Raw genomic sequence first — 20221 nt, forward strand, 5'->3', positions numbered from 1 at the left:
CTGCGTATGGAGCCTCTTAGATTGCCTGCACTCAAGAGGTCGCACCCCATGATCCGAACCGTTCGCCCCGCCGTGGCGGCCCTGGCACTCGCCGCGCTGTCCGCCTGCGCAGCATCCCCCTTGGCGTCCTCCATTCCGTCATCGCCAGCGACGATCACCGCCCCCGAGGTGCCCGTGGCGCTGATGAAGGATACTGTTCAGGCACTCTCCAGCGACGCGTTCGAAGGGCGCGCTCCCAGCACGTCGACCGAAAAGCTGACGCTCGACGAGATCATCAAGCAGTTCACTGCGGCTGGACTGAAGCCCGGAAATCATGGCCAATGGCTGCAGGACGTTCCGACCGTCGAGATTACCGGTTCCCGCCAGACCCCGCTTGCGGTCAGCGGCGGGGCGCGCCCGATGACCTTTGCCTTCGGAAACGACTATGTCGCCACCAGCTATCGCGCGACCCCGCAGAGCCGGGTGCAGGACAGCGAGCTGGTCTTCGTGGGCTACGGCATCAACGCGCCCGAACTCGGCTGGAACGACTATGCCGGCATCGACATGCACGGCAAGACAGCGGTGATCCTCGTCAACGATCCAGACTACGCGATGACCGGCGAGGACGGTCTGTTCCGCGGGCGGCGGATGACCTACTACGGCCGCTGGACCTACAAATTCGAAGAAGCCGCGCGCCAAGGTGCGACCGCGGCCCTGATCGTCCACGATACTTTCCCCGCCGCTTATGGCTGGAACGTCGTGAATTCGAGTTGGACGGGCGCCCAGTACTATGTTCAGTCGGCCAACGACGGGATGGACCAGACGGTCGCCAACGGGTGGATCCAGAAGCCGGTGGCCGAATCGATCCTTGCCGCCGCGGGCCAGGACCTCGGGCGGTTGACCGCAGCGGCGCAGGCCAAGGGCTTCAGGGCGGTGCCACTCGGCCTCAAGGCGTCGTTCGGGTTCGACAACGCCATCCGCAAGGCCCAGTCGCACAACGTGGTGGGCATTCTTCCCGGGACAAAGCGGCCCGACGAGGTCGTGCTCTATTCGGCCCACTGGGACCATCTTGGCCGCTGCACGCCCGACGCGACGGGCGACGATATCTGCAACGGCGCGGTCGACAACGCGACCGGCGTCGCCGCACTGACGGCGCTCGCCGACATGAACCGGCGCGCCGGCTCGACCGCGCGCAGCCAGGTATTCCTTGCGGTTACGCTGGAGGAATCGGGACTGCTGGGTTCGGAATATTACGCCCGCCATCCGATCTACCCGCTCGACCACACGGTCGGCGGAGTGAACATGGATGCGCTCGCTCCCACCGGCGCTACCCGCGACGTGACGCTGACCGGCGGCGACAAGTCCGATCTCACCGGCTACCTCCAGGCCGCGCTTGGCGCGATGGGCCTGACGCTGGCGGGCGAGGCGCATCCCGAGCGCGGCAGCTACTATCGGTCGGACCACTTCAGCATGGCGAAGCGGGGCGTGCCGATGTTCAGCATCGGGCGGGGCCAGGACATGGTGAACGGAGGCGTCGCGGCCGGCGAGGCGGCGAGCGCCGACTACACCAAGAACCGGTATCACCAGCCGAGCGACGAGTATTCGCCGGACTGGGACTGGAGCGGGATCACCCAGGACGTCACCCTGTTCTATCGCCTCGGCCGTGCACTCGCGGTAGGCGATGCGTGGCCCAACTGGCATGAGGGTGACGAGTTCCGCGCGATCCGCGACAAGAGCTGCGCCGCGGCCGGCGGCTGCTGAGGAGGCCCCATGACCCAACCCGTCTTGCGCCTGCCGCCCGAATGGCACCCGCAGGAATGGCTCTGGGTCGGCTTTCCCCACGCCGCGGACGAGTGGCCCGGCGTACTCGATCGCGCGCAGGAACAGATCGCAGCCTTCGCCACTGCCGTGGCCGACAGCGGCCAGGATGTGCGGTTGATCGTGCGCGATGCGGGCAACGAGCAACGGGCACGCAGCCTCGTGGGCGCTTCGGTGACGTTGGAGCGGCGCGTGTACGGCGACGTCTGGCTCCGCGATACCGGACCACTGGTAGTCGCTGATGGAGCCGGCGTACGCGCCGCGCGGCTGTTCGGCTTCAACGGCTGGGGCGGCAAGTACCTGATGCCCGGAGACGAGACGGTCGGCGCGGAGCTGGCGACAAGCGCCGGTCTGGATGCGCGCCGATGCGACTGGATCCTCGAGGGTGGAGCGCTGGACGGCGACGGTACCGGCCTTGTCGTTACTACCGAGCAATGCTTGCTCAACCCCAACCGCAACCCGTCGCTCTCGCGAAGCGAGATCGAGCAGCGTCTGGCGGCCGACCTTGGCCTCGATCGGGTGCTCTGGCTGGGCGACGGACTGATAAACGATCACACCGATGGCCACGTCGACAACCTCGCCCGCTTCGTCGGACCGAACCGGCTGGCGGTTCCTGTCGCGACCGGGCCTGACGACCCCAACACCGCCATCTATGCCGATGCCGCTGCGCGCGCCCGCGCGTTTGGAGTGAAGGTGGCCGAAGTGCCTTCCCCCGGCCGGATCGAGGAAGGGGCGATCGTTCAGCCGGCGAGCTACATGAATTTCGTCGTGACGACCGGTCTCGTCGTGGTCCCGATCTTCGGAACCCAGCACGACGACGCCGGAGTCGAGGCAATTGCCGCGTTGTTTCCCGATCGCGCGACGATCGGGCTGATGGCCGATGCCGTTCTAGCGGGCGGCGGGGGCTTTCACTGCGCGAGTCAGCAAATGCCGGCGGCGTGACCGCGAAGCGAAAGGAAATGCGATGATCATCGTCGAAGGTTGGCTCAAGCTGGCGCCGGGGCAAATCGACACGATAATGGAGGCCGGGCGCGCGATGATCGCCGCCACGCGCGCCGAGGATGGGTGCCTGCATTATTCCTATGCGCAAGATTTCAGCGACCCCGACGTTATCCGCATTTCCGAACGCTGGGTCGACGAGGCCGCGCTAACCGCCCATTTTGCGACGCCGCACATGGCGGTGCTCAACGAAGCGCTGGCCAACGTCGAAAGACTGGGCGGCGACGTCCGCCAATACAGCGCCGAGGAAGTGCGCCGCCTGATCTAGGGGGCCGTAGCGCCCCTCTCACCCAATCCGGCGCCGGGCGAGGGGAGGGTAAACGCGGTCGGAACCTCGCGCGCCGCGTCGGCCAGGGACGTGCGGTCGAGCACGGCCATGAACGCGGCAAGCGCTTCGCCCAGGTAACCGCTTGTCGCGCAATCGAACCGCAGCGCGCAGCCCGCGCAATCGGCCAGCCGCATTCCGGGTTCAAGCGCACGCACGACTTCGCCCACGGTCATCTCCGCGGCGGGTCTGGCCAGCGCCACGCCGCCGTTGCGGCCGCGCAGCGTGGTGACGAAACCGGCGCGGGCCAGACCCTGCGCCACCTTCGCGACGTGGTTGTACGAAAGTCCCTGTTCGCTGGCGAAGGCGGGGAGGGCGATGGGCTCGCCGCCCCGGCGCGCCAGGACGATTAGCAGGCGCAGGCCGAAATCCGTGTGCTGGGTCAATTGCATGAGGGGAGTGTGGAAAACCCGCTTGCGTAATTCAAGACTCAACTATACCGGTATTTTCTCTGCTTGATTTATGAGGGAACCCGAATGCGCACTGCTTCTGCCGCCGCCATGGAAATCGTCAAGTCCACCGCCCCCGCGCTCGAGAAGCATGGTCTGGCGATTACCAACGCGATGTATGCCCGTCTTTTGCAGGATGCCGAGATCGCCTCGCTGTTCGATCGCGCCGCACAGGAAAGCGGCGAACAGCCGCGCCGCCTGGCAGGAGCGATCCTTGCCTATGCCCGCAACATCGACAAGCTGCAGAACCTGGGCGCGGCGGTGCAGCGCATGGTCGCCCGCCACGTCGAGACCGGCGTCCGCCCCGAACATTACCCCCATGTCGCCAATGCGCTGCTGCCGGCAATTCGCGATGTTCTTGGCGCCGAGGTCGCGACTGACGAAGTGTTGGCCGCGTGGGGCGAAGCATACTGGATGCTGGCCGACATCCTGATCAGCGCCGAATCGCAAGCTTACGAGGACGCTGTCGCCGCCTGATCCTACTTGATCTGCCTCGCACCGAGCTGAGGGTTGATTGCGGCGATGTGGTTGAGCCATTCCTTGGGACGGCGCAGCATCGAAGCCGGAAAATCGACCCTCAGCCCGGCCAGTTCGGCCATGCGGCCTACGAAATGAATGCAGTTGTGCGTCTTGAGGTCGTAGGCCTTGCCGGGTGCGTCGCGCCATGCGGCGACTTCGGCGATGATCCGGTGATAGGTCGCGTCGCTGATCGGAATGGTGAAGTGCCGGTTCGTGCTTTCGACGTATTTCGGCTTTTCCACCATGACGATCTGGCGCACTGGGCCCATCAGGATTTCGGGCCCGACCGATTTGGCTGAATAGCCGTAATTCTCGTCGATTACCTGTCCATCGCCGTCCAGTGTTCCCTTGAGAACGATGAACGTGTGGGGATAACGGCCACCAAAGTAAGAGCCGTTGAAGCTCTGGAACGAGAGCATGACTTGCGCCGCCGCGGGCAACGGCAGCATCAGCACGACAAGCGCGAGGATCAGTCGGCGGACCATGGGGATTTCCTGGAGGGACTAGTGTTTCGCGGGCGTGAATAGGCAAGCGCCGCAGGGCTGTCGAACAATTCCAGGCGCTTAACGCGAGAGAAGGAACACGGCATGTTCCGCACGCAGGTTTGCTGCCGCGTGGGCGATCTCGTGATCGCCGGCAAGGAACCAGGCGCGTTCCACGGTGATGCCTCGAGCGGCAACCAGAGCGCGGAAATCGCCGATCGTCACATGGTGTATGTTCGGCGTCTCGTACCACGCGACCGGCAGCAGCCGCGTGACCGGCATCCGTCCGCCCCACAACAGCGAAAGCCGGACGCGCCAGTGCGCGAAATTGGGGAAGCTGACGAAGGCCTTGCGCCCGATCCGCAGCAGTTCGTCCAGAACCTTGTCGGGCCGATGCGTGGTCTGAAGCGTCTGGCTGAGGATCGCGTAGTCGAAGGCGTGAGGCGGATAGTCGGCAAGGTCGATGTCGGCGTCCCCCTGGATGGCCGAAAGGCCGCGCGCCACGCAGGCCGCCACGTTGCCCGGATCGATCTCCATTCCACGCGCGTCGGCCCGAGACTCGTCGCGAAGCGCTGCCATAAGCGCACCGTCACCGCAGCCGACATCGAGCACGCGGCTGCCCGGCGCGATATTGCGCGCGATGATCGCGAGGTCGGGCCGCAAGCTCATGGCTGGCCCGGCCGTCGCGCGGCGGAACCGGAACCAAGCCGCGCCTTGTGGCTGTCGAACAGGATCACGTGCCGATCCCGAGAAAACCAGCGACGACGCGGTCGAGCGCGGGCACGTCGAGGAGGAAGCTGTCGTGCCCGAACGGGGCGGAGAGTTCGACGAAGCTCACCGCCGCGCCCGAGGCGTTGAGCGCGTGGACCACGCTGCGCGATTCTGCGGTCGGATAGAGCCAGTCGGTATCGAAGCTGACGAGGCAGAAACGTGCGGTGCTCGCGGCAAAGGCGTCGGCCAGACGGCCGCCGTGCTCTTCCGCGAGGTCGAAGTAATCCATTGCGCGCGTGATGTAGAGATAGGAGTTGGCGTCGAACCGGTCGGTGAAGCTCAAGCCCTGGTGGCGCAGATAGCTCTCGACCTGGAAGTCGGCGTCGAATCCGAAGGTCTTGGTCGCGCGGTCCTGAAGCCGGCGACCGAACTTCTCGGTCAGCCCCTGCTCGGACAGATACGTGATGTGCGCCGCCATCCGCGCGACCGCCAGGCCCGCCTCGGGACCCTTGCCCGCCGCGTAGTAATCTCCGCCGAGCCACTTCGGATCGGCCATGATCGCCTGGCGTCCGACTTCGTGGAACGCGATGTTCTGCGCCGAATGGCGCGGCGCGCTGGCGATGACGAGCACCGCCGCGCTGCGCTCGGGGAAGTTGGCGGCCAGGCTGAGCGCCTGCATGCCGCCCATCGACCCGCCGACGACTGCATGAAGCCGCGCGATGCCCAGCGCGTCGAGCAACGCCACTTGTGCCCGAACCATGTCCCGGATGGTGATGACGGGAAACCGCATCGCCCACGGTTTGCCGTCGGCCGCAATACTGGCCGGACCGCTGGAGCCCATGCAACTGCCGATCACGTTTGCGCAGATGACGTGGAACCTGTTGGTGTCGATCGGCTTGCCGGGTCCGACCATGCGCGCCCACCAGCCCGGCTTGCCGGTGATGGGATGCGGGCTGGCAAGGTGCTGGTCCCCGGTCAGTGCGTGGCAGACCAAGATCGCGTTGCTGCGCGCGTCGTTAAGCGTCCCATAGATCTGGTAGGCGATTTCCACCGGCGCCAGTGATTGTCCGCTGTCGAGCGGGAGCGGCGCCGGCAGCGTCAGGCGCTGGTCGCGCACGGCAGGATCGGCTTCACCCATGGTCGGCGGCGATTGGCGGGAAAAGCGCTGGCCTGTCAACGCCTGCGACTTTGCGGATTGCTTCCGGCCCGCTAAGGCCCGCGCCGTGAGCACCACCGCACCGTCTCCCAAGCCCTGGATCGAGGGCATTCACGCTTACGTCCCCGGTAAGGCGACCGCTTCTGATGGGCGGCCGCTTATCAAGTTGTCCGCCAACGAGAATCCGCTCGGTTCCAGCCCGGCGGCCTTCGCCGCTATGGCGGGCGCGAACGTTCCGTCCCGCTATCCCGATCCCGAAGCAAAGGCGCTGCGCGCCGCGCTGGGATCGCTGCACCGGATCGATCCCGCACGGATTGTCTGCGGGACCGGGTCCGACGAGCTGCTTAACCTGGCCGCACAGGGCTTTGCCGGTCCGGGCGACGAGGTGATCTACGTCCGTTATGGCTTCGCGGTTTACGATATCGCTGCGCGCCGTTGCGGGGCGACACCTGTGGTCGCGCCAGATGCGGACTACGGCACGGACGTCGACGCGCTTCTTGCTTGCGTGACCGAACGGACGCGCGTCGTGTTCGTCGCCAACCCGAACAATCCCACTGGCAGCTATATTCCCGCGCACGAGCTCGCCCGCCTCCATGCGGCGCTGCCGGGGGATGTCCTGCTCGTCATCGACCAGGCCTATGCCGAATATTGCGATGTCGACGAGGACGACCACGGCCTGGCGCTCGCCGCCAGTTATTCCAACGTCCTCGTGACCCGCACCTTTTCGAAGATCTACGGCCTGGCTGGCGAGCGGATCGGATGGGCCACCGGCGCGCCGCCGCTGATCGACATCCTCAATCGCATCCGGGGTCCGTTCAACGTGACCAACCACGGCCAGGCGGCGGCGCTCGGCGCGCTGGGCGACCCCGATTTCGTCGCTCGCTCGCGCCAGGAAAACGCCGCCGTGCGCGAAGCGTTCACGAAGCGCCTCACGGCACTGGGCAACCACGGCCTTCGCCCCTTGCCGAGCAAGGCGAATTTCGTGCTGGTCCTTTTCGAAGGCGCACTGACCGCCGAGGCCGCGCTCGAAGGGCTGATCGCGCGCGGTTACGCCACCCGCTGGCTGCCGGGGCAGGGCCTTGCCCACGGTCTGCGAATCACCATCGGCACCGCGAGCCAGATGGACGAGATCGCGTCGGCCCTGGCCGAAATGGCGGACGCGGCACGATGACCGGCGACTTGCCCTTTGCCCATGTCGCAATCATCGGCCTTGGCCTGCTTGGCGGGTCGGTCGGCCTGGGCGTAAGCGCGCACCTCCCGGGCGTGCGCCTCACCGGCTACGACGCAGATCCCGCCACGCGCGCCCGGGCAGCCGAGCGCGGGCTGGTCGACGAGGTCTTCCCGTCGGCCGCGGAGGCAGTAGCCGAGGCCGATCTTGTGATCCTTTGCGTCCCGGTGGGGGCGATGGCGTCTGCGGCCGGCGAGATTGCGGCAGCGCTTAAACCCGGCGCGCTCGTCAGCGATGTCGGCTCGTCCAAGCAATCGGTCGCCAAGGCATTGGCCACCGCTTTGCCGGATCAGGCGGTGATCCCGGCCCACCCCGTTGCGGGTACCGAGCGCAGTGGCCCTGACGCCGGCTTTGCGACGCTGTTCCAGCATCGTTGGTGCATCATCACCCCGCCCGAGGGCGCGGACCCCGAGCTTATAGCCCGGCTGACCGCGTTCTGGGAGGCCCTGGGCGCGCGCGTCGAGATCATGGACGCGGCGCACCACGACCTCGTCCTCGCCATTACCAGCCACCTGCCGCATCTCATCGCCTACACGATCGTTGGCACCGCCTCCGACCTCGAAACGGTGACGCGTGGTGAGGTGATCAAATATTCGGCCGGCGGCTTTCGCGATTTCACACGAATCGCCGCATCAGATCCGGTGATGTGGCGCGACGTGTTCCTTTCGAACAAGGATGCAGTGCTCGACATGCTCCAGCGCTTTTCGGAAGACCTCAGCGCGCTGCAGCGCGCGATCCGCTGGGGGGATGGCGACGCGCTCTTCGACCTGTTCACCCGGACCCGCGCGGTACGCCGGTCGATCATCGAGGAAGGGCAGGACGATGCGCGGCCCGACTTCGGGCGAAGCGATCACGAAGCTGCCGGCTAACGTCGGAACGGCTCGCGCCGCCTGCGGACGAGCGAACGCCACAGCCATTCCAGCGGACCCTGGCGGTAGCGTTCTAGCCAAGGGCGACTCCAGGCCAGCATCAGCAGCCATCCGAGCACGACGAAGCCAAGCAGTTCGACCCTCGTGTAGCGTGCGAAATAGGCCAGGCCCCAGCCCTGGAAGATGAAGGCCATCGCGAGGCTGGTTCCAATGTAGTTGCTGAACGCCATGCGCCCCGCTGCAATAATTCGCTCCCCCAGCCATGAAGCAGGTGCGCTTCGGGCCAGCGGCACCAGTAGGGCGGCAAAGCCCAGCGTCATCGCCAGACGGCCGGGAAGGGCGAGCGCCAGCCCGACAAGAAAAACCACCTGCAGCGCGAACTCCTCACGCCATTGCCACCATGCCAGCGGCAGGGTCAGCACGAGACCGCCGGCAATCCCGCGCCAAGCCCAGCGGCGGTAGCGCGCCGTGTCCCACGCGCCGGCGAAGAACCCGTCCTTGAGTAGCGCCATGCCGAACATCATCAGCGGAATCGTCTCCAGCGCATAGTTCGCGACCGTTACCAAGGGCTGTTGCCAGTGGTTGAACACGCTGTCGGCAAGCCGGGTCGTCCAGGGTCCGAGCGCCAGCGCCGTCTCAGCTTGCGCAGCGCGGTCGAACTGCTCCACCAGTCGCTGCGTGGCCTGGTGGCCTTCGACGCCGGGCAAAAACCAGGGCAGTGCCGCGGGCAGGTTCGACGCCAGAAGCCATGCCGTGCCGACGGCGTAGATGATCAGCGCCCGGCGGATGAGTGTCCGGGCTTCCCAATCGATCATTCCAAGTACGGCGAAGCCGCAGACCGCATAGAGAAAGAGGATGTCGCCCCACCAGAGGAGGAAGAAGTGGGCGAGCCCGAATAGCGCCAGGAACGACAGCCGGCGCAGTTGCAGGGTGATCCCGCCTTCGCCCCGCGCGTCCGCCCGTTCCACGAACAGCAGCAAGCTGGCCCCAAACAGAAGCGTGAACAGCCCGCGGAACTTGCCGTCCACCAGGACGAACTGCGCGCTGAAAAGGATGTCATCGGGCAGGTTCGGCACCGGCCCGCCCGGGGCGCGAGGAGACAGGTAAACGATCTCGGGCCAGGCAAAGCCCACGATGTTCATCAGCAGGATGCCTAGTACGGCGATCCCGCGCGTAAAGTCGAGCGCGTCGATCCGCCCAAGTGCGGCAGGCGCGGGGGGAATTGCGGACGTCAGCGGCGCAGGGCCAGGCAGGGGGACCCCAACGTGGCGCAGGCGCGAAGCGCGGCCGCCTCGCTCGGAAATGGACCGACCAGAAGCCGTGTCACCCGGCCCGAAGGAACGAGATAGCGCTCGGCGCCGGCAAGGGCAGGGCGCGTACGGACCCTGTTCCACAGTGCATCGGCGTTGGCGGCAACCGCGAAAGCGCCGATCTGGGCGCGCCATGGCCCTGCGCCGATCAGCGAAACCGCAGCCTTGGCGGTGGCTAGGGGCGGCGTAGTGGCACTCTTCAGCGGAAGAGGAGCAGGCCGCGCCTTCGCGGGAGCGGGGGATTTTTCGCGGCCTGGCGACGGGGCGGGGCCCAGATCTGCCGCGGAAAACTGCACATTGCGACGCGCCAGTGCCTGCTGTTCAAGCTTTGCGGCGAGGGCAACGCCCTCGCGGCGCTGCTCGATCGGCAAGACAGCATCCATTTTTTCCAGCGCTCCCTTGGCCTGATCGAGGCCCACTGCCGCCGCGCGCGTCATAAGGGCATAGCCGCGCACCGGATCGCGGGCCACAAGGTCGCCGTTGAAGTACGCGATGCCAAGCACGTACTGGGCCCTTGCTTCGCCCCGCTCGGCCGACGGGACGAGCCAGCCCATCGCCTGCTCGCGCTTGCCGGTCTGGAACAGCAGCAGCCCGTAATTGTCGGCGGCCTGGATGTGGCCCTGCTCGGCGGCCTGGCGATAGAACTCTTCGGCGCGAGCGAGATCGGACTTCGGCACGCCTTTGCCCAGCTTGTAAGCCTGGCCAAGGTTGAACTGCGCGTCGGGGTCGCCGGTGGCCGCCGCGGCTTGCCACAGCTTGACCGCTGCTTCGTATTGGCCCGCGGTCCAGGCATCGACTCCGCGCTTGACCGCATCGGCGGTCGTGGGGGTCTTCGGCGCTGCGAACGCAGCCGGAATGCTGGCGGAAAGCAGGGCGGAAAGCAGCAGCGCCTTCGCTTGCAAAAGCTTTCGCATGGCCAATAACTCCTCGACGTCCGGTTCGGCAGGCGCGGCGCATGGTTAGCAACCGCATTGCCGTGGAGCGAGCCGATCGACCAGTTTCGGGGCCGTTCGTGCGCGCTCAGTCTCAACTGACATAGTCAATGCCCGCTTACCAAACGGTTTATCGGCGGCCTTCTCGAAGGGCGTTTCCGGGGCAAAGGCGGCGCGATAGCGTTAACTCTATATTAGTGGTGATCCACGATACCGCTTTCCCAAGACCGCTGGCTTTTGGGGGGTATCACGTTGCGCGTTCTGGCATTGGCATCGCAGAAGGGGGGATCGGGCAAGACCACCTTGTCCGGGCATCTCGCCGTTGAGGCCCAGCGCGCAGGCGCCGGTCCCGTCGTCCTGATCGACATCGATCCCCAGGGAAGCCTGGCCGACTGGTGGAACGAGCGCGAGGCGGAGTTTCCCGCCTTTGCTCAGACTACAGTGGCTCGTCTGGCAAGCGACCTTGCGGTCCTGCGGCAGCAAGGCTTCCGCCTTGCCGTCATCGACACGCCGCCGGCGATCACGATGGCGATCCAGTCGGTCATCTCGGTCGCCGAACTGATCGTCGTGCCGACTCGCCCCAGCCCGCACGACTTGCGCGCCGTCGGCGCCACGGTCGACTTGTGCGAACGCGCCGGCAAGCCGCTCATCTTCGTGGTCAACGCCGCTACTCCCAAGGCCAAGATCACGTCGGAAGCCGCGGTAGCGCTCTCGCAGCACGGCACCGTCGCCCCCGTTACGCTGCATCACCGGACCGATTACGCCGCCTCGATGATCGACGGTCGCACGGTCATGGAAGTCGACCCCAAGGGTCGTTCCGCGCAGGAAGTCATGAACCTGTGGGGCTACATCTCCGACCGTCTCGAAAAGAATTTCCGCCGGACCGTCTTCGCCGCCCCGGGCAGCGTATCGGTCGTGCCGGGGGCTCACCGGCCGCAGGGCGGCTTCGGTCGCCGAGTCGCCGGGTCGTAGGCGGGGTAGTGCCGGCCATGAACGAATCCAGGCCATTCGCGTCACTTTCGCCGACATTGCTGGCCCGCAAGGGCAGCGCACGTCCGGCGATGCGCCCGCAGCTCCAGCCACTCGGTTATCCGACCCCAGAGTTTCCTTCGCATCAACTCCAGCAGCAGCCTTCCGCGAATCCGCAGGACGACCTCGGCTGGAACGACATGGGCGAAGAAGCCGAGGTCGAGGGAACCGAGGAATCCACTTCCGAAGCGACCGTTCTCCAGTTCAGCCCGACCGAACCGGCGGCGCCGGCACGTGTACCCGAGGTCATCCGCCAGCAGCACAATCTGGCCGATCGGGTGATCGAACCGGTGACGCCGATCGCCGTCGTCTCTGCGCCGATCCCGCTGACGCCGCGCCGCACGCCGACTGCTCGGCGCTCGGCTCTGGCCGACGGTCGCCGCGCCGCCTTCACCTTGCGGGTGGACGGCGAACGGCACCTCAAGCTGCGCCTCGCCTGCGCGGTCGAGGGACGCAGCGCGCAGCAACTCGTGACCGAGGCGCTCGACCGGCTGCTTTCCGAGCTGCCCGACCTTGAAGATCTGGCCAAGCGGGCCAAGCGGCGCTGATCCTGGGGGGAAGGCGCCGGCACTGAAAATGATTGTGGGGACATCGACATGACCAGCACCGCCACGACTTCGTCTCGCACGGCTGCCCGGCTTGCGCTCGGCACCGCGCTCGGCAGCGTAATGCTTACCGGCTGCGCGATGGGCGGTGGCGGCGACAGGCCCAGCGCCTTTGCGGCACAGGCCGAAGCCACGCTGGCCAAGGGCAAGCCGGACAAGGCCATCGTTCTCGCCGAAAAGGCGGTCGCGGCCAGCCCGCGTGAAGCTGCGCAGCGGGCTCTTCTCGGCAATGCCTATCTCAAGGCGGGACGTTTCGTCGCCGCCGCGCAGTCGTTCGACGATGCGCTCGACCTCGGTGACGAGAGCCCGCGCACGGTGCTCAGCCTCGCCCTCGCCGAGATCGCGCAGGGCCACCAGAGCGCGGCGGTCCAGCTACTGACCGATTGGCGCGACGTGATCCCGGCAAGCGACCTTGGCCTTGCCATGGCGCTGGCGGGTGAAACGGGCCGCGGGGTCGACATCCTGAGCCAGGCGCTGCGCGACGGAGACAGCACGGTGAAGACGCGCCAGAACCTTGCCTATGCCTTCGCGCTCGACGGACGCTGGCGCGAAGCGCGAGTCATGATGGCGCAAGACGTTCCTGCCGACGAGATCAACGACCGGATCGGAGAATGGGCGGCGATGGGCCGTCCCGAGGACAACCAGCTTCGCGTGGCCACCTTGCTCGGCGCGCCGGTGCGCGGCGACGACGGTCAGCCGCAAGCCTTGGCGCTCGCCAACTTCCCTGGCGCGGCCGAACTTGCTGCCGAAGCCGCGGCAGCGCCGGTGTCCGGCGAAGCCGTGCCCGAAGCGCCGGTTGAGCTCGCATCGAACCAGAAGCTTGCGCCTGTCGCCCCTGCGGCCGAACCAGTCGCGCCCGCCGCGCCGGCTCCGGCCCAGCCTACGCAGGTCTCGGTTGCCGTCGTGCAACCGCTGCCCGCCGCCGCTGCGATGGAATATCCTGCGCCCCGTTTCGCCGGGCCCAAGGTTGCCGCGAAGCAGCCCCGCATGATCGGCAACTATGCACCCGAAGCGCCGAAGACGGTGCGTTCGGTCCGCGCCGCCGCGGCACAAAAGATGACCGGCAACAGCCCGGTCCTTGTACAGCTTGGCGCGTTCTCTTCGCCCGAGAGTGCACAGCGCGCGATCGGAACCTACAAGCGCCACGGCGCGCTCGCCGATTATCGCCTTGTCACGACCAGCGCGTTCGTGAACGGCAAGCAGTACTGGCGGGTTTCGGCTTCGGGATTTGCCGGACGGTCCAGCGCCTCGGCAACTTGTTCGACGCTGCGCCAGGGCGGCAATTCGTGCTTCGTTGTTAATACACTGGGCGCTGGTGGCGGGGCGCAATACGCGCGCCGTTGACGAGGTCGCGTAACTCCTAGAGGACTCGCGCGCCGCCCTTGAAGAGAGCGGTGACGCGGCCTTCGACCGGGCGCCGGTCGAACGGGGTATTCCCCGCGGCCGCTTCCATCCGGTCCGAGCTGACGATCCACGGGCGCGCCGGGTCGATCAGCGCGATATCGGCCTGCGCGCCCACGGTCAGGCTTCCCGCATCGACGCCGAGCAGATTCGCCGGATTAGTCGCCAGCAGCGCGAAGGCGCGCGCCAGATCGAAATGCCCGTCCCGGACCAAGGTAAGCGTCAGCGCCAGAAGCGTCTCGGCGCCAGCCATTCCTGGCGCGGCGTCGGCGAACGGCAGGCGCTTGTCTTCCGGTCCGCGCGGATCGTGTCCCGACGCAATCACGTCGAGCGTGCCGTCCGCCAGCGCGGCGATCACGGCGACCCGGTCCGCATCGGACCGGAGCGGCGGCGACAGGCGGGCAAATGTGCGGAAATGGGTGATCTCGAGGTCCGAGAGCATGAAGTGCGCAGGGGTTACGCCCGCGGTCACCTTGACTCCGCGCGCCTTGGCCACGCGGATCAGCTCCAGCGCGGCGGCGGTCGTAACCTGGCGGAAGTGGATCCTGGCGCCGGCAAGCTCCGCCAGCGCGATGTCGCGGCCCACGGCAAGCGCCTCGGCCTCGGCTGGCGCGGAAGGAAGGCCCAGCCGCGTCGCCATTGCACCCGCGGTGGCAACGGCATTGCCGGCGAGACCGCCATCCTCGGCATGGGTGACCACGACGAGGTCCAGCATCGCGCAATAGGACAGCAGCCGCAGCTTCGTGCCCGAATCAGGGATCCAGCGTCGCCCGGTCGCGACAGCCCGCGCGCCGGCATCGCGCATCAGCGCCAGTTCGGCCAGTTCCTCGCCCCCAAGCGCGCGGGTAGCGGCAGCCAGGGGATGAACCCACAGGTCGGGCTTGCCGCTCTGCGCGGCGAAACGGACCAGCGCCGGATTGTCGAGCGGCGGGTTCTGGTCGGGCATCAGCGCGGCGCGCGTGATCCCGCCGAAGTGGAACGCGGGCTTGTCCACCGCGAACACTCCGAGGTCGACGAGGCCCGGGGCGACAAGGGCGCCATTTGCGTCCAACACCTCGTCGTCGTCCTCGGGCGCGATGTCGCCCAGAGCCACAATCCGTCCTCCGGCGCAGCGCAGTGCGCCCGTCGCGGGCTCCCCGGAAGGCAGGACCAGCCGGCCGCCGGTGATCGTCAGCGGGCGTGCCGTGCTCATGACCAGCCCGCGACGCCCCGCTGACGGCGCGTGAGAACTTCGAGGCACGCCATGCGGATCGCTACGCCGAGTTCGACCTGACGAGTGATGGCCGAGCGCCCGGCCAGGTCGGCGACTTGGCTGTCAATCTCCACCCCCCGGTTCATCGGCCCCGGATGCATGACCAGCGCGTCGGGCTCGGCCCGCGCGAGACGTTTGAGCGTAAGGCCGTAAAGGTGGCGGTATTCGCGCGGCGAGGGGATGAACTGGCCCTGCATCCGCTCCTGCTGAAGCCGGAGCATCATCACCACTTCGGCGCAGTCGAGCGCGGCATCGAAATCTGCGAAGGGTTCAGCGCCCAGCGCCTCGATTTGGGCAGGCATCAGGGCGGGCGGGGCGCAGACCCTTACCTGCGCGCCAAGCGCGGTCAGCGCAGCGATGTTCGAGCGCGCCACGCGGCTGTGAAGCACATCGCCGCAGATCGTCACGCGAAGCCCGTTGAATTCCTCGCGGCCCTTGATGCGCAGCCAGTGCCGGATGGTGAGCGCATCGAGCAGCCCTTGTGTGGGATGTTCATGGCTGCCGTCCCCGGCATTGAGGACGGGGCAATCGACCTTGCCCGCAATCAGTCCGACTGCGCCCGAGGCGGCGTGGCGGATGACGATCGCGTCGGCGCGCATCGCGTTGAGGGTGAGCGCGGTGTCGATCAGCGTCTCGCCCTTCTTCACGCTCGACTGGGCGGCATGCATGTTGACGACGTCCGCCCCGAGCCGCTTGCCCGCGATCTCGAAGCTGAGAAGCGTGCGTGTGGAGTTCTCGAAGAAGGCGTTGATGATCGTCAGGCCCGCAAGGGCATTGGCATGCTTGGCCGCGCCGCGGTTGAAATCGACCCATTGCTCGGCCTCGTCGAGCAGGAACAGCAGTTCGTGCGGGGGCAGGCCGGAAAGGGCAATGAGGTCGCGGTGCGGGAAGGCGGCTGCGCCCGCGGGATAGCGGGCGGCGTGCGAGGTTTCCGGCGATGCCATTGAAGCCATGCCCCTAGTCGAGCGGAGTGGACCGCTCAAGGAGTTTCGGGTGGCGCTGGTGCGGTGGGGCCCCTAAACGCAATGACTGGCCGCCCACCGGCCGCACCGGGGATAGTTCATCCAATGATTTTCGCTCGCAAGATCTGGCACATACTCGTGGGGATCAAGGATGGCCTGGCGCTGGTCCTGCTGCTCCTGTTCTTCTGGATGCTCTACGTCGTCCTGACCGCGCGCCCCAATCCGGGTGCGGTCCACGAAGGCGCCTTGTTGCTCAAGCTCGACGGCACGGTGGTCGAGGAGCCGGCTAAGATCGATCCGCTGCGCATGCTGGTCGGCGGCGAGGTGCCGGCGCGCGAATTCCGCGAGCGCGACCTTGCCCGCGTAATCGAACGCGCTGCGACCGACGACCGGATCAAGGTGGTCGTGCTCGACCTCGACAGGTTCCTGGGCGGCGGGCAGGTTCATATGATGCGGATCGGCGCCGCGCTGGACAAGGTGCGCGCGGCCAAGAAGCCCGTGCTTACCCATGCGCTCGCCTATACCGACGACGCGATGCTGCTGGCTGCCCATTCGACCGAAGTCTGGGTCGAACCGCTGGGCGGCGCGGCAGTGACCGGACCGGGCGGGCACCAGCTCTACTACAAGGGCCTGCTCGACAAGCTGAAGGTCAAGGCCCACGTCTACAAGGTCGGGACGTACAAGAGCGCGATCGAACCCTTCATCCGCAGCGACCAGTCACCGGAGGCGGCAGAGGCCTTGCGCGCGGTTTATGCCGCGCTTTGGGATGGATATCGCGCCGATATCGCCAGGGCGCGGCCCAAGGCCAACATCGCGCTCGTCACTACCGATCCGGCTGGCTGGCTCGCGGCGGCGGGCGGCAACACGGCGCTCGCGGCGCAACAGGCTGGGCTGGTCGACGTCATCGGCGACCGCGTGGCGTTCGGCGACCGCGTGGCCAAGCTCGTCGGCGCCGAGCCCGGAGGCGACCCAGGCAGTTTCCGCAATACTTCGCTCGATCCCTATCTGGCCGATATGCCGAGCGACAACGCTGGCAGGGCGATCGGCGTGGTCACCATCGCAGGCGAGATCGTCGATGGCGATGCGGGCCCCGGCAAAGCTGGCGGCGACCGCATTGCCAAGCTGCTCGACAAGGCCCTCGACGACGATCTGGCCGCGCTGGTTGTGCGGGTCGATTCGCCCGGCGGCTCCGTCCTCGCATCGGAAAAGATCCGCGCAGCGATTACGCGCTTCAAGGCAAGGAACATTCCCGTCGTCGTCTCGATGGCCAACCTCGCGGCGAGCGGCGGCTACTGGGTATCCACCCCCGGCACCACGATCTTCGCGGAGCCGGGGACGATAACCGGTTCCATCGGCATCTTCGGGATCATTCCGACATTCGAGGCGACGCTGGCCCAGTATGGTGTCACCAGCGATGGAATTCGCACCACCCCGCTATCGGGGCAGCCCGACGTGCTGGGTGGCCTCACCCCCGAAGTCGAATCGATGGTTCAGGCCGAGATCGACAACGGCTACCAGCGGTTCATCACGCTGGTCGGCCAGTCGCGCCACAAGTCCCCCGCACAGGTCGATGCCATCGCGCAAGGGCGGATCTGGGACGGTGGGACGGCCCGCCAGCTTGGCCTCGTCGACCGCTTCGGCGATCTCGACGACGCGCTGGCTTTTGCCGCTTCGGCCGCAAAGCTCGGGCCGGACAAGTGGCATGCCGACTACCTGGGCCAGGACGACCAGCTCTATCAAACGCTGCTAGTCCAGCTTCTGCGTGGCGACGACGATGATGCCGGAAGCGATGGCGCGGCATTGGGATTCAGTGGAATCGCCGGCGCCCAGCAAGCGGCCTTGGCGCAACGGCTCACCCGTGATCTTGGCATGTTGCTGGGAGGCACGGGGATGCAGGCTTACTGCCTCGAATGCCCGGTAGGCGGTGGCGCGGCGCCCGCACCAGTACGGGATGCAGGATGGCTCGCGGGCCTGGCCCGGTTGACCGGCCTGTCCTGAACCGACGGTTCGGCAGGCGCGGCCGCTTCCTCAGATTTGCGGGACTTCGCTTGGCGCAGTGTCCGGCTGATCGAAATCGGGCTGCATCGGCTCGATCTCTGGCGGCTCCTGAAATGGCTGTTCGTTGGGGCCTGAGGGATTCGGCGTTTCGGGCGGCGATTGCGGCTCGATCGTATCGGGGCGGGGCTTGGGGTCGCTGGCCATTTCGTGGCACTCCTGATTGGATTCTCGAAACCTAGAACGTGCTTGCGTGTTGCGCGGTTCCGCGGGGTTCACAGGGTGTAGCCGGGAACCACCGGTTCGCCTTGCCCTTTTATGACTCTGCCGATAGAGGCTCGCACCTTGATTTCGCGGGCCGCGGGCGTGGCGGAACTGGTAGACGCGCTTGGTTTAGGTCCAAGTATCGCAAGATGTGGGGGTTCGAGTCCCTTCGCCCGCACCAGTCCCGCGCCGCAAGCGGCCAGGTCCCGCGCCGATTCACGCATTGAAAAGAGACGCAAGATGCAGATTGTCGAAACCACCAACGAAGGCCTGAAGCGCGGCTATGCGGTGACCATCGCCGCCAAGGACATCGCCGACCGGGTCGAGGGCGAGGTGAAGAAGATCGCGCCGCAGGTCCGCATGCCCGGCTTCCGCCCGGGCAAGGTTCCCGCCAACCTGGTGCGCAAGATGCACGGCCCCGCGCTTCACCAGGAAGCGCTTGAGGGCTCGATCCGCGAGGCTGTGGACAAGCTGGTGCGCGACAAGCAGCTGCGCCCCGCGATGCAGCCGCAGGTCGATCTCGCCGAAGGCTACGACGAAGGCAAGGACGCCGAGGTCACTGTCGCGCTCGAAGTCCTGCCCGACGTGCAGACCCCCGATCTCGCCACGCTCAAGCTCGAGAAGCTGACCGTTGCGGTGGACGATGCCGCGGTCGACGCCGCGCTGATGCGGATCGCCGAAGGCCAGAAGAGCTACACCGACGCCAAGAAGGGCCACAAGGCCTCGACCGGCGACCAGCTGATCATCGATTTCGCCGGTTCGATCGACGACGTTCCGTTCGACGGCGGCACCGCCGAGGACCAGCCGCTCGAACTGGGCGCGGGTCGCTTCATCCCCGGCTTCGAGGAACAGCTCGACGGCGTGAAGGCCGGTGACGAGAAGACTATCCAGGTCACCTTCCCGGCCGACTATCCGGCAACTGAGCTGGCCGGCAAGCAGGCCGACTTCGCGATCAAGGTTAAGGCGGTGAAGATCCCGGGCGAGGCCAAGCTCGACGACGATTTCGCCAAGTCGCTCGGTCTCCAGGGCATCGACCAGCTCAAGGGCCTGCTGCGCGGGCAGCTCGAGCAGGAAACCGCCGGCCTGACCCGCACCCAGATGAAGCGCTCGCTGCTCGACCAGCTTGCCGCCGGGCACGATTTCGACGTGCCGCCCTCGATGGTCGAGGCCGAGTTCCAGCAGATCTGGGCGCAGCTTGAGCAGGAAGCGGCGGGCGAGCCCGATCCCGAGGCCGCCAAGGCCGAGATCGAAGCCGAACGTGACGATTATCGCGCGATCGCCGTGCGCCGCGTTCGTCTCGGACTGCTGCTCTCGGAAATCGGCCAGGCCAACGACGTTCAGGTGTCGGGCCAAGAAATGGAAATGCTGATCCGCCAGGCGGCGCAGCAGTACCGCGAGCAGGATCGCGACCGCTTCGTCCAGTACATCCGTTCCGACCCGCTCGCTGCCGCGCAGCTTCGCGCTCCGCTTTACGAGGACAAGGTCGTCGACTTCCTGTTCGACAAGGCTGAAGTCACCGAGCGCGCCGTGACCCGCGAGGAGCTGCAGGCCGCGATCGAGGCCGAGGAAGGCCATGTTCATGGCCCGGACTGCGGCCACGACCATGCCGCGGAAGCCAAGCCGGCGAAGAAGGCGGCCGCCAAGAAGGCGTCCGCCAAGGCCGCCGAAAAGGCTGAAGACAAGGCTGGAGACGAGCCTGCCAAGAAGGCTCCGGCCAAGAAGGCTGCCGCCAAGAAGACTGCGGAAGAGCCGGCCGATGCCGCCCCCGCAAAGCCGGCAGCCAAGAAGGCCCCCGCCAAGAAGGCTTCGGCCAAGGGCTGACCCTTCGGCGGCCGTCTGGCCGGCAACCATTCGATCGGCCCGGTGCGTGATATGCGTGCCGGGCCGTTTCGGTTGGGGCACGGCGCCTCTCCAAAGCGACTGTCGCCCGGGCGCC

Annotated in this window: 20 protein-coding genes and 1 tRNA gene; 12 read left to right on the top strand and 9 right to left on the bottom strand. The window is 66.9% G+C overall.

What is annotated here, in order from left to right; genetic code table 11:
• Positions 1-48: 48 nt before the first annotated feature.
• From ACFO0A_RS05270 to ACFO0A_RS05280, 3 genes are read left to right on the top strand one after another with little or no spacing between them, the layout of a single operon-like run.
• A complete protein-coding gene (locus ACFO0A_RS05270) occupies positions 49-1740 on the top strand; it encodes a M28 family metallopeptidase (protein WP_379537917.1) in 1692 nt (563 codons plus the stop codon).
• A 9-nt stretch (positions 1741-1749) separates the two neighbouring features.
• Positions 1750-2739: an agmatine deiminase family protein gene (locus ACFO0A_RS05275; protein ID WP_379537918.1), complete on the top strand. Its 990-nt coding sequence runs from the start codon at positions 1750-1752 to the stop codon at positions 2737-2739.
• Between the two features lie 22 nt (positions 2740-2761).
• Complete coding sequence (locus ACFO0A_RS05280) at positions 2762-3064, top strand: putative quinol monooxygenase (protein WP_379537919.1); 303 nt, start codon at positions 2762-2764, stop codon at positions 3062-3064.
• On the opposite strand, the gene ACFO0A_RS05285 is transcribed toward ACFO0A_RS05280, so the two are convergent.
• The gene (locus ACFO0A_RS05285; RefSeq protein ID WP_379537920.1) at positions 3061-3513 is read right to left on the bottom strand and encodes an RrF2 family transcriptional regulator; all 453 of its coding nucleotides are present in this window, start codon (positions 3511-3513) and stop codon (positions 3061-3063) included. The genes ACFO0A_RS05280 and ACFO0A_RS05285 overlap by 4 nt on opposite strands.
• Positions 3514-3597: 84 nt before the next feature.
• On the opposite strand from ACFO0A_RS05285, the gene ACFO0A_RS05290 reads away from it, so the two are divergent.
• Positions 3598-4047, top strand: coding sequence for a globin domain-containing protein (locus ACFO0A_RS05290; RefSeq protein WP_379537921.1), 450 nt, complete (start codon positions 3598-3600; stop codon positions 4045-4047).
• A gap of 2 nt (positions 4048-4049) precedes the next feature.
• On the opposite strand, the gene ACFO0A_RS05295 is transcribed toward ACFO0A_RS05290, so the two are convergent.
• From ACFO0A_RS05295 to metX, 3 genes are all read right to left on the bottom strand, one after another.
• Positions 4050-4574, bottom strand: coding sequence for a hypothetical protein (locus ACFO0A_RS05295; protein WP_379537922.1), 525 nt, complete (start codon positions 4572-4574; stop codon positions 4050-4052).
• Between the two features lie 78 nt (positions 4575-4652).
• A complete protein-coding gene (gene metW / locus ACFO0A_RS05300) occupies positions 4653-5240 on the bottom strand; it encodes a methionine biosynthesis protein MetW (RefSeq protein WP_379537923.1) in 588 nt (195 codons plus the stop codon).
• 64 nt (positions 5241-5304) lie between these two features.
• Positions 5305-6420 (bottom strand): homoserine O-acetyltransferase MetX, encoded by a 1116-nt coding sequence (gene metX, locus ACFO0A_RS05305; protein ID WP_379537924.1) that lies wholly within the window; start codon positions 6418-6420, stop codon positions 5305-5307.
• An 85-nt stretch (positions 6421-6505) separates the two neighbouring features.
• Here metX and ACFO0A_RS05310 point away from each other — a divergent pair, with 85 nt between their 5' ends.
• The gene (locus ACFO0A_RS05310) at positions 6506-7609 is read left to right on the top strand and encodes a pyridoxal phosphate-dependent aminotransferase (RefSeq protein ID WP_379537925.1); all 1104 of its coding nucleotides are present in this window, start codon (positions 6506-6508) and stop codon (positions 7607-7609) included.
• Positions 7606-8535: a prephenate/arogenate dehydrogenase family protein gene (locus tag ACFO0A_RS05315; RefSeq protein ID WP_379537926.1), complete on the top strand. Its 930-nt coding sequence runs from the start codon at positions 7606-7608 to the stop codon at positions 8533-8535. The genes ACFO0A_RS05310 and ACFO0A_RS05315 overlap by 4 nt, the downstream gene beginning before the upstream one ends.
• On the opposite strand, the gene ACFO0A_RS05320 is transcribed toward ACFO0A_RS05315, so the two are convergent.
• Entirely contained in the window at positions 8532-9677 is a 1146-nt protein-coding gene (locus ACFO0A_RS05320) for a DUF418 domain-containing protein (RefSeq protein WP_379537927.1), read from the bottom strand. The genes ACFO0A_RS05315 and ACFO0A_RS05320 overlap by 4 nt on opposite strands.
• Positions 9678-9766: 89 nt before the next feature.
• Positions 9767-10759, bottom strand: a complete 993-nt coding sequence (locus tag ACFO0A_RS05325; protein WP_379537928.1) for a tetratricopeptide repeat protein — start codon at positions 10757-10759, stop codon at positions 9767-9769.
• Between the two features lie 270 nt (positions 10760-11029).
• Here ACFO0A_RS05325 and ACFO0A_RS05330 point away from each other — a divergent pair, with 270 nt between their 5' ends.
• Genes ACFO0A_RS05330 through ACFO0A_RS05340 form a run of 3 tightly spaced genes read left to right on the top strand, consistent with a single transcriptional unit; the run spans position 11030 to position 13755 of the window.
• Entirely contained in the window at positions 11030-11749 is a 720-nt protein-coding gene (locus ACFO0A_RS05330; protein ID WP_379537929.1) for an AAA family ATPase, read from the top strand.
• A gap of 17 nt (positions 11750-11766) precedes the next feature.
• Positions 11767-12354 (top strand): hypothetical protein, encoded by a 588-nt coding sequence (locus tag ACFO0A_RS05335; protein ID WP_379537930.1) that lies wholly within the window; start codon positions 11767-11769, stop codon positions 12352-12354.
• Positions 12355-12402: 48 nt separating this feature from the next.
• Positions 12403-13755 carry an SPOR domain-containing protein gene (locus ACFO0A_RS05340; RefSeq protein WP_379537931.1) on the top strand — a complete coding sequence of 451 codons (1353 nt, stop codon included), beginning with the start codon at positions 12403-12405 and terminating at the stop codon, positions 13753-13755.
• Positions 13756-13771: 16 nt separating this feature from the next.
• Here the strand turns inward: ACFO0A_RS05340 and ACFO0A_RS05345 are convergent, their stop codons facing one another.
• Both ACFO0A_RS05345 and ACFO0A_RS05350 read right to left on the bottom strand, forming a co-directional pair.
• Complete coding sequence (locus ACFO0A_RS05345; RefSeq protein ID WP_379537932.1) at positions 13772-15004, bottom strand: dihydroorotase; 1233 nt, start codon at positions 15002-15004, stop codon at positions 13772-13774.
• Entirely contained in the window at positions 15001-16008 is a 1008-nt protein-coding gene (locus ACFO0A_RS05350) for an aspartate carbamoyltransferase catalytic subunit (RefSeq protein ID WP_379537933.1), read from the bottom strand. Before ACFO0A_RS05350 ends, ACFO0A_RS05345 begins: the two co-directional genes overlap by 4 nt.
• Before the next feature lie 123 nt (positions 16009-16131).
• On the opposite strand from ACFO0A_RS05350, the gene sppA reads away from it, so the two are divergent.
• Complete coding sequence (sppA, locus tag ACFO0A_RS05355) at positions 16132-18024, top strand: signal peptide peptidase SppA (protein ID WP_379537934.1); 1893 nt, start codon at positions 16132-16134, stop codon at positions 18022-18024.
• A 30-nt stretch (positions 18025-18054) separates the two neighbouring features.
• Here the strand turns inward: sppA and ACFO0A_RS05360 are convergent, their stop codons facing one another.
• Positions 18055-18228: a hypothetical protein gene (locus ACFO0A_RS05360; RefSeq protein WP_379537935.1), complete on the bottom strand. Its 174-nt coding sequence runs from the start codon at positions 18226-18228 to the stop codon at positions 18055-18057.
• A gap of 153 nt (positions 18229-18381) precedes the next feature.
• Here ACFO0A_RS05360 and ACFO0A_RS05365 point away from each other — a divergent pair.
• Both ACFO0A_RS05365 and tig read left to right on the top strand, forming a co-directional pair.
• Positions 18382-18466, top strand: a tRNA-Leu gene (locus tag ACFO0A_RS05365).
• Between the two features lie 59 nt (positions 18467-18525).
• Positions 18526-20106 carry a trigger factor gene (gene tig, locus ACFO0A_RS05370; RefSeq protein WP_379537936.1) on the top strand — a complete coding sequence of 527 codons (1581 nt, stop codon included), beginning with the start codon at positions 18526-18528 and terminating at the stop codon, positions 20104-20106.
• The last annotated feature ends 115 nt before the right edge of the window (positions 20107-20221 follow it).

This window comes from Novosphingobium tardum (assembly GCF_042652045.1).
Classification (GTDB): domain Bacteria; phylum Pseudomonadota; class Alphaproteobacteria; order Sphingomonadales; family Sphingomonadaceae; genus Novosphingobium; species Novosphingobium tardum.

Excerpts from the sequence above, each read along its gene's own strand:
- ACFO0A_RS05270 (WP_379537917.1), top strand. The coding sequence starts at position 49 with ATGATCCGAACCGTTCGCCCCGCCGTGGCGGCCCTGGCACTCGCCGCG.
- ACFO0A_RS05275 (WP_379537918.1), top strand. The coding sequence starts at position 1,750 with ATGACCCAACCCGTCTTGCGCCTGCCGCCCGAATGGCACCCGCAGGAA.
- ACFO0A_RS05280 (WP_379537919.1), top strand. The coding sequence starts at position 2,762 with ATGATCATCGTCGAAGGTTGGCTCAAGCTGGCGCCGGGGCAAATCGAC.
- ACFO0A_RS05285 (WP_379537920.1), bottom strand. The coding sequence starts at position 3,513 with ATGCAATTGACCCAGCACACGGATTTCGGCCTGCGCCTGCTAATCGTC.
- ACFO0A_RS05290 (WP_379537921.1), top strand. The coding sequence starts at position 3,598 with ATGCGCACTGCTTCTGCCGCCGCCATGGAAATCGTCAAGTCCACCGCC.
- ACFO0A_RS05295 (WP_379537922.1), bottom strand. The coding sequence starts at position 4,574 with ATGGTCCGCCGACTGATCCTCGCGCTTGTCGTGCTGATGCTGCCGTTG.
- metW (WP_379537923.1), bottom strand. The coding sequence starts at position 5,240 with ATGAGCTTGCGGCCCGACCTCGCGATCATCGCGCGCAATATCGCGCCG.
- metX (WP_379537924.1), bottom strand. The coding sequence starts at position 6,420 with ATGGGTGAAGCCGATCCTGCCGTGCGCGACCAGCGCCTGACGCTGCCG.
- ACFO0A_RS05315 (WP_379537926.1), top strand. The coding sequence starts at position 7,606 with ATGACCGGCGACTTGCCCTTTGCCCATGTCGCAATCATCGGCCTTGGC.
- ACFO0A_RS05320 (WP_379537927.1), bottom strand. The coding sequence starts at position 9,677 with ATGAACATCGTGGGCTTTGCCTGGCCCGAGATCGTTTACCTGTCTCCT.
- ACFO0A_RS05325 (WP_379537928.1), bottom strand. The coding sequence starts at position 10,759 with ATGCGAAAGCTTTTGCAAGCGAAGGCGCTGCTGCTTTCCGCCCTGCTT.
- ACFO0A_RS05335 (WP_379537930.1), top strand. The coding sequence starts at position 11,767 with ATGAACGAATCCAGGCCATTCGCGTCACTTTCGCCGACATTGCTGGCC.
- ACFO0A_RS05340 (WP_379537931.1), top strand. The coding sequence starts at position 12,403 with ATGACCAGCACCGCCACGACTTCGTCTCGCACGGCTGCCCGGCTTGCG.
- ACFO0A_RS05345 (WP_379537932.1), bottom strand. The coding sequence starts at position 15,004 with ATGAGCACGGCACGCCCGCTGACGATCACCGGCGGCCGGCTGGTCCTG.
- ACFO0A_RS05350 (WP_379537933.1), bottom strand. The coding sequence starts at position 16,008 with ATGGCATCGCCGGAAACCTCGCACGCCGCCCGCTATCCCGCGGGCGCA.
- sppA (WP_379537934.1), top strand. The coding sequence starts at position 16,132 with ATGATTTTCGCTCGCAAGATCTGGCACATACTCGTGGGGATCAAGGAT.
- ACFO0A_RS05360 (WP_379537935.1), bottom strand. The coding sequence starts at position 18,228 with ATGGCCAGCGACCCCAAGCCCCGCCCCGATACGATCGAGCCGCAATCG.
- tig (WP_379537936.1), top strand. The coding sequence starts at position 18,526 with ATGCAGATTGTCGAAACCACCAACGAAGGCCTGAAGCGCGGCTATGCG.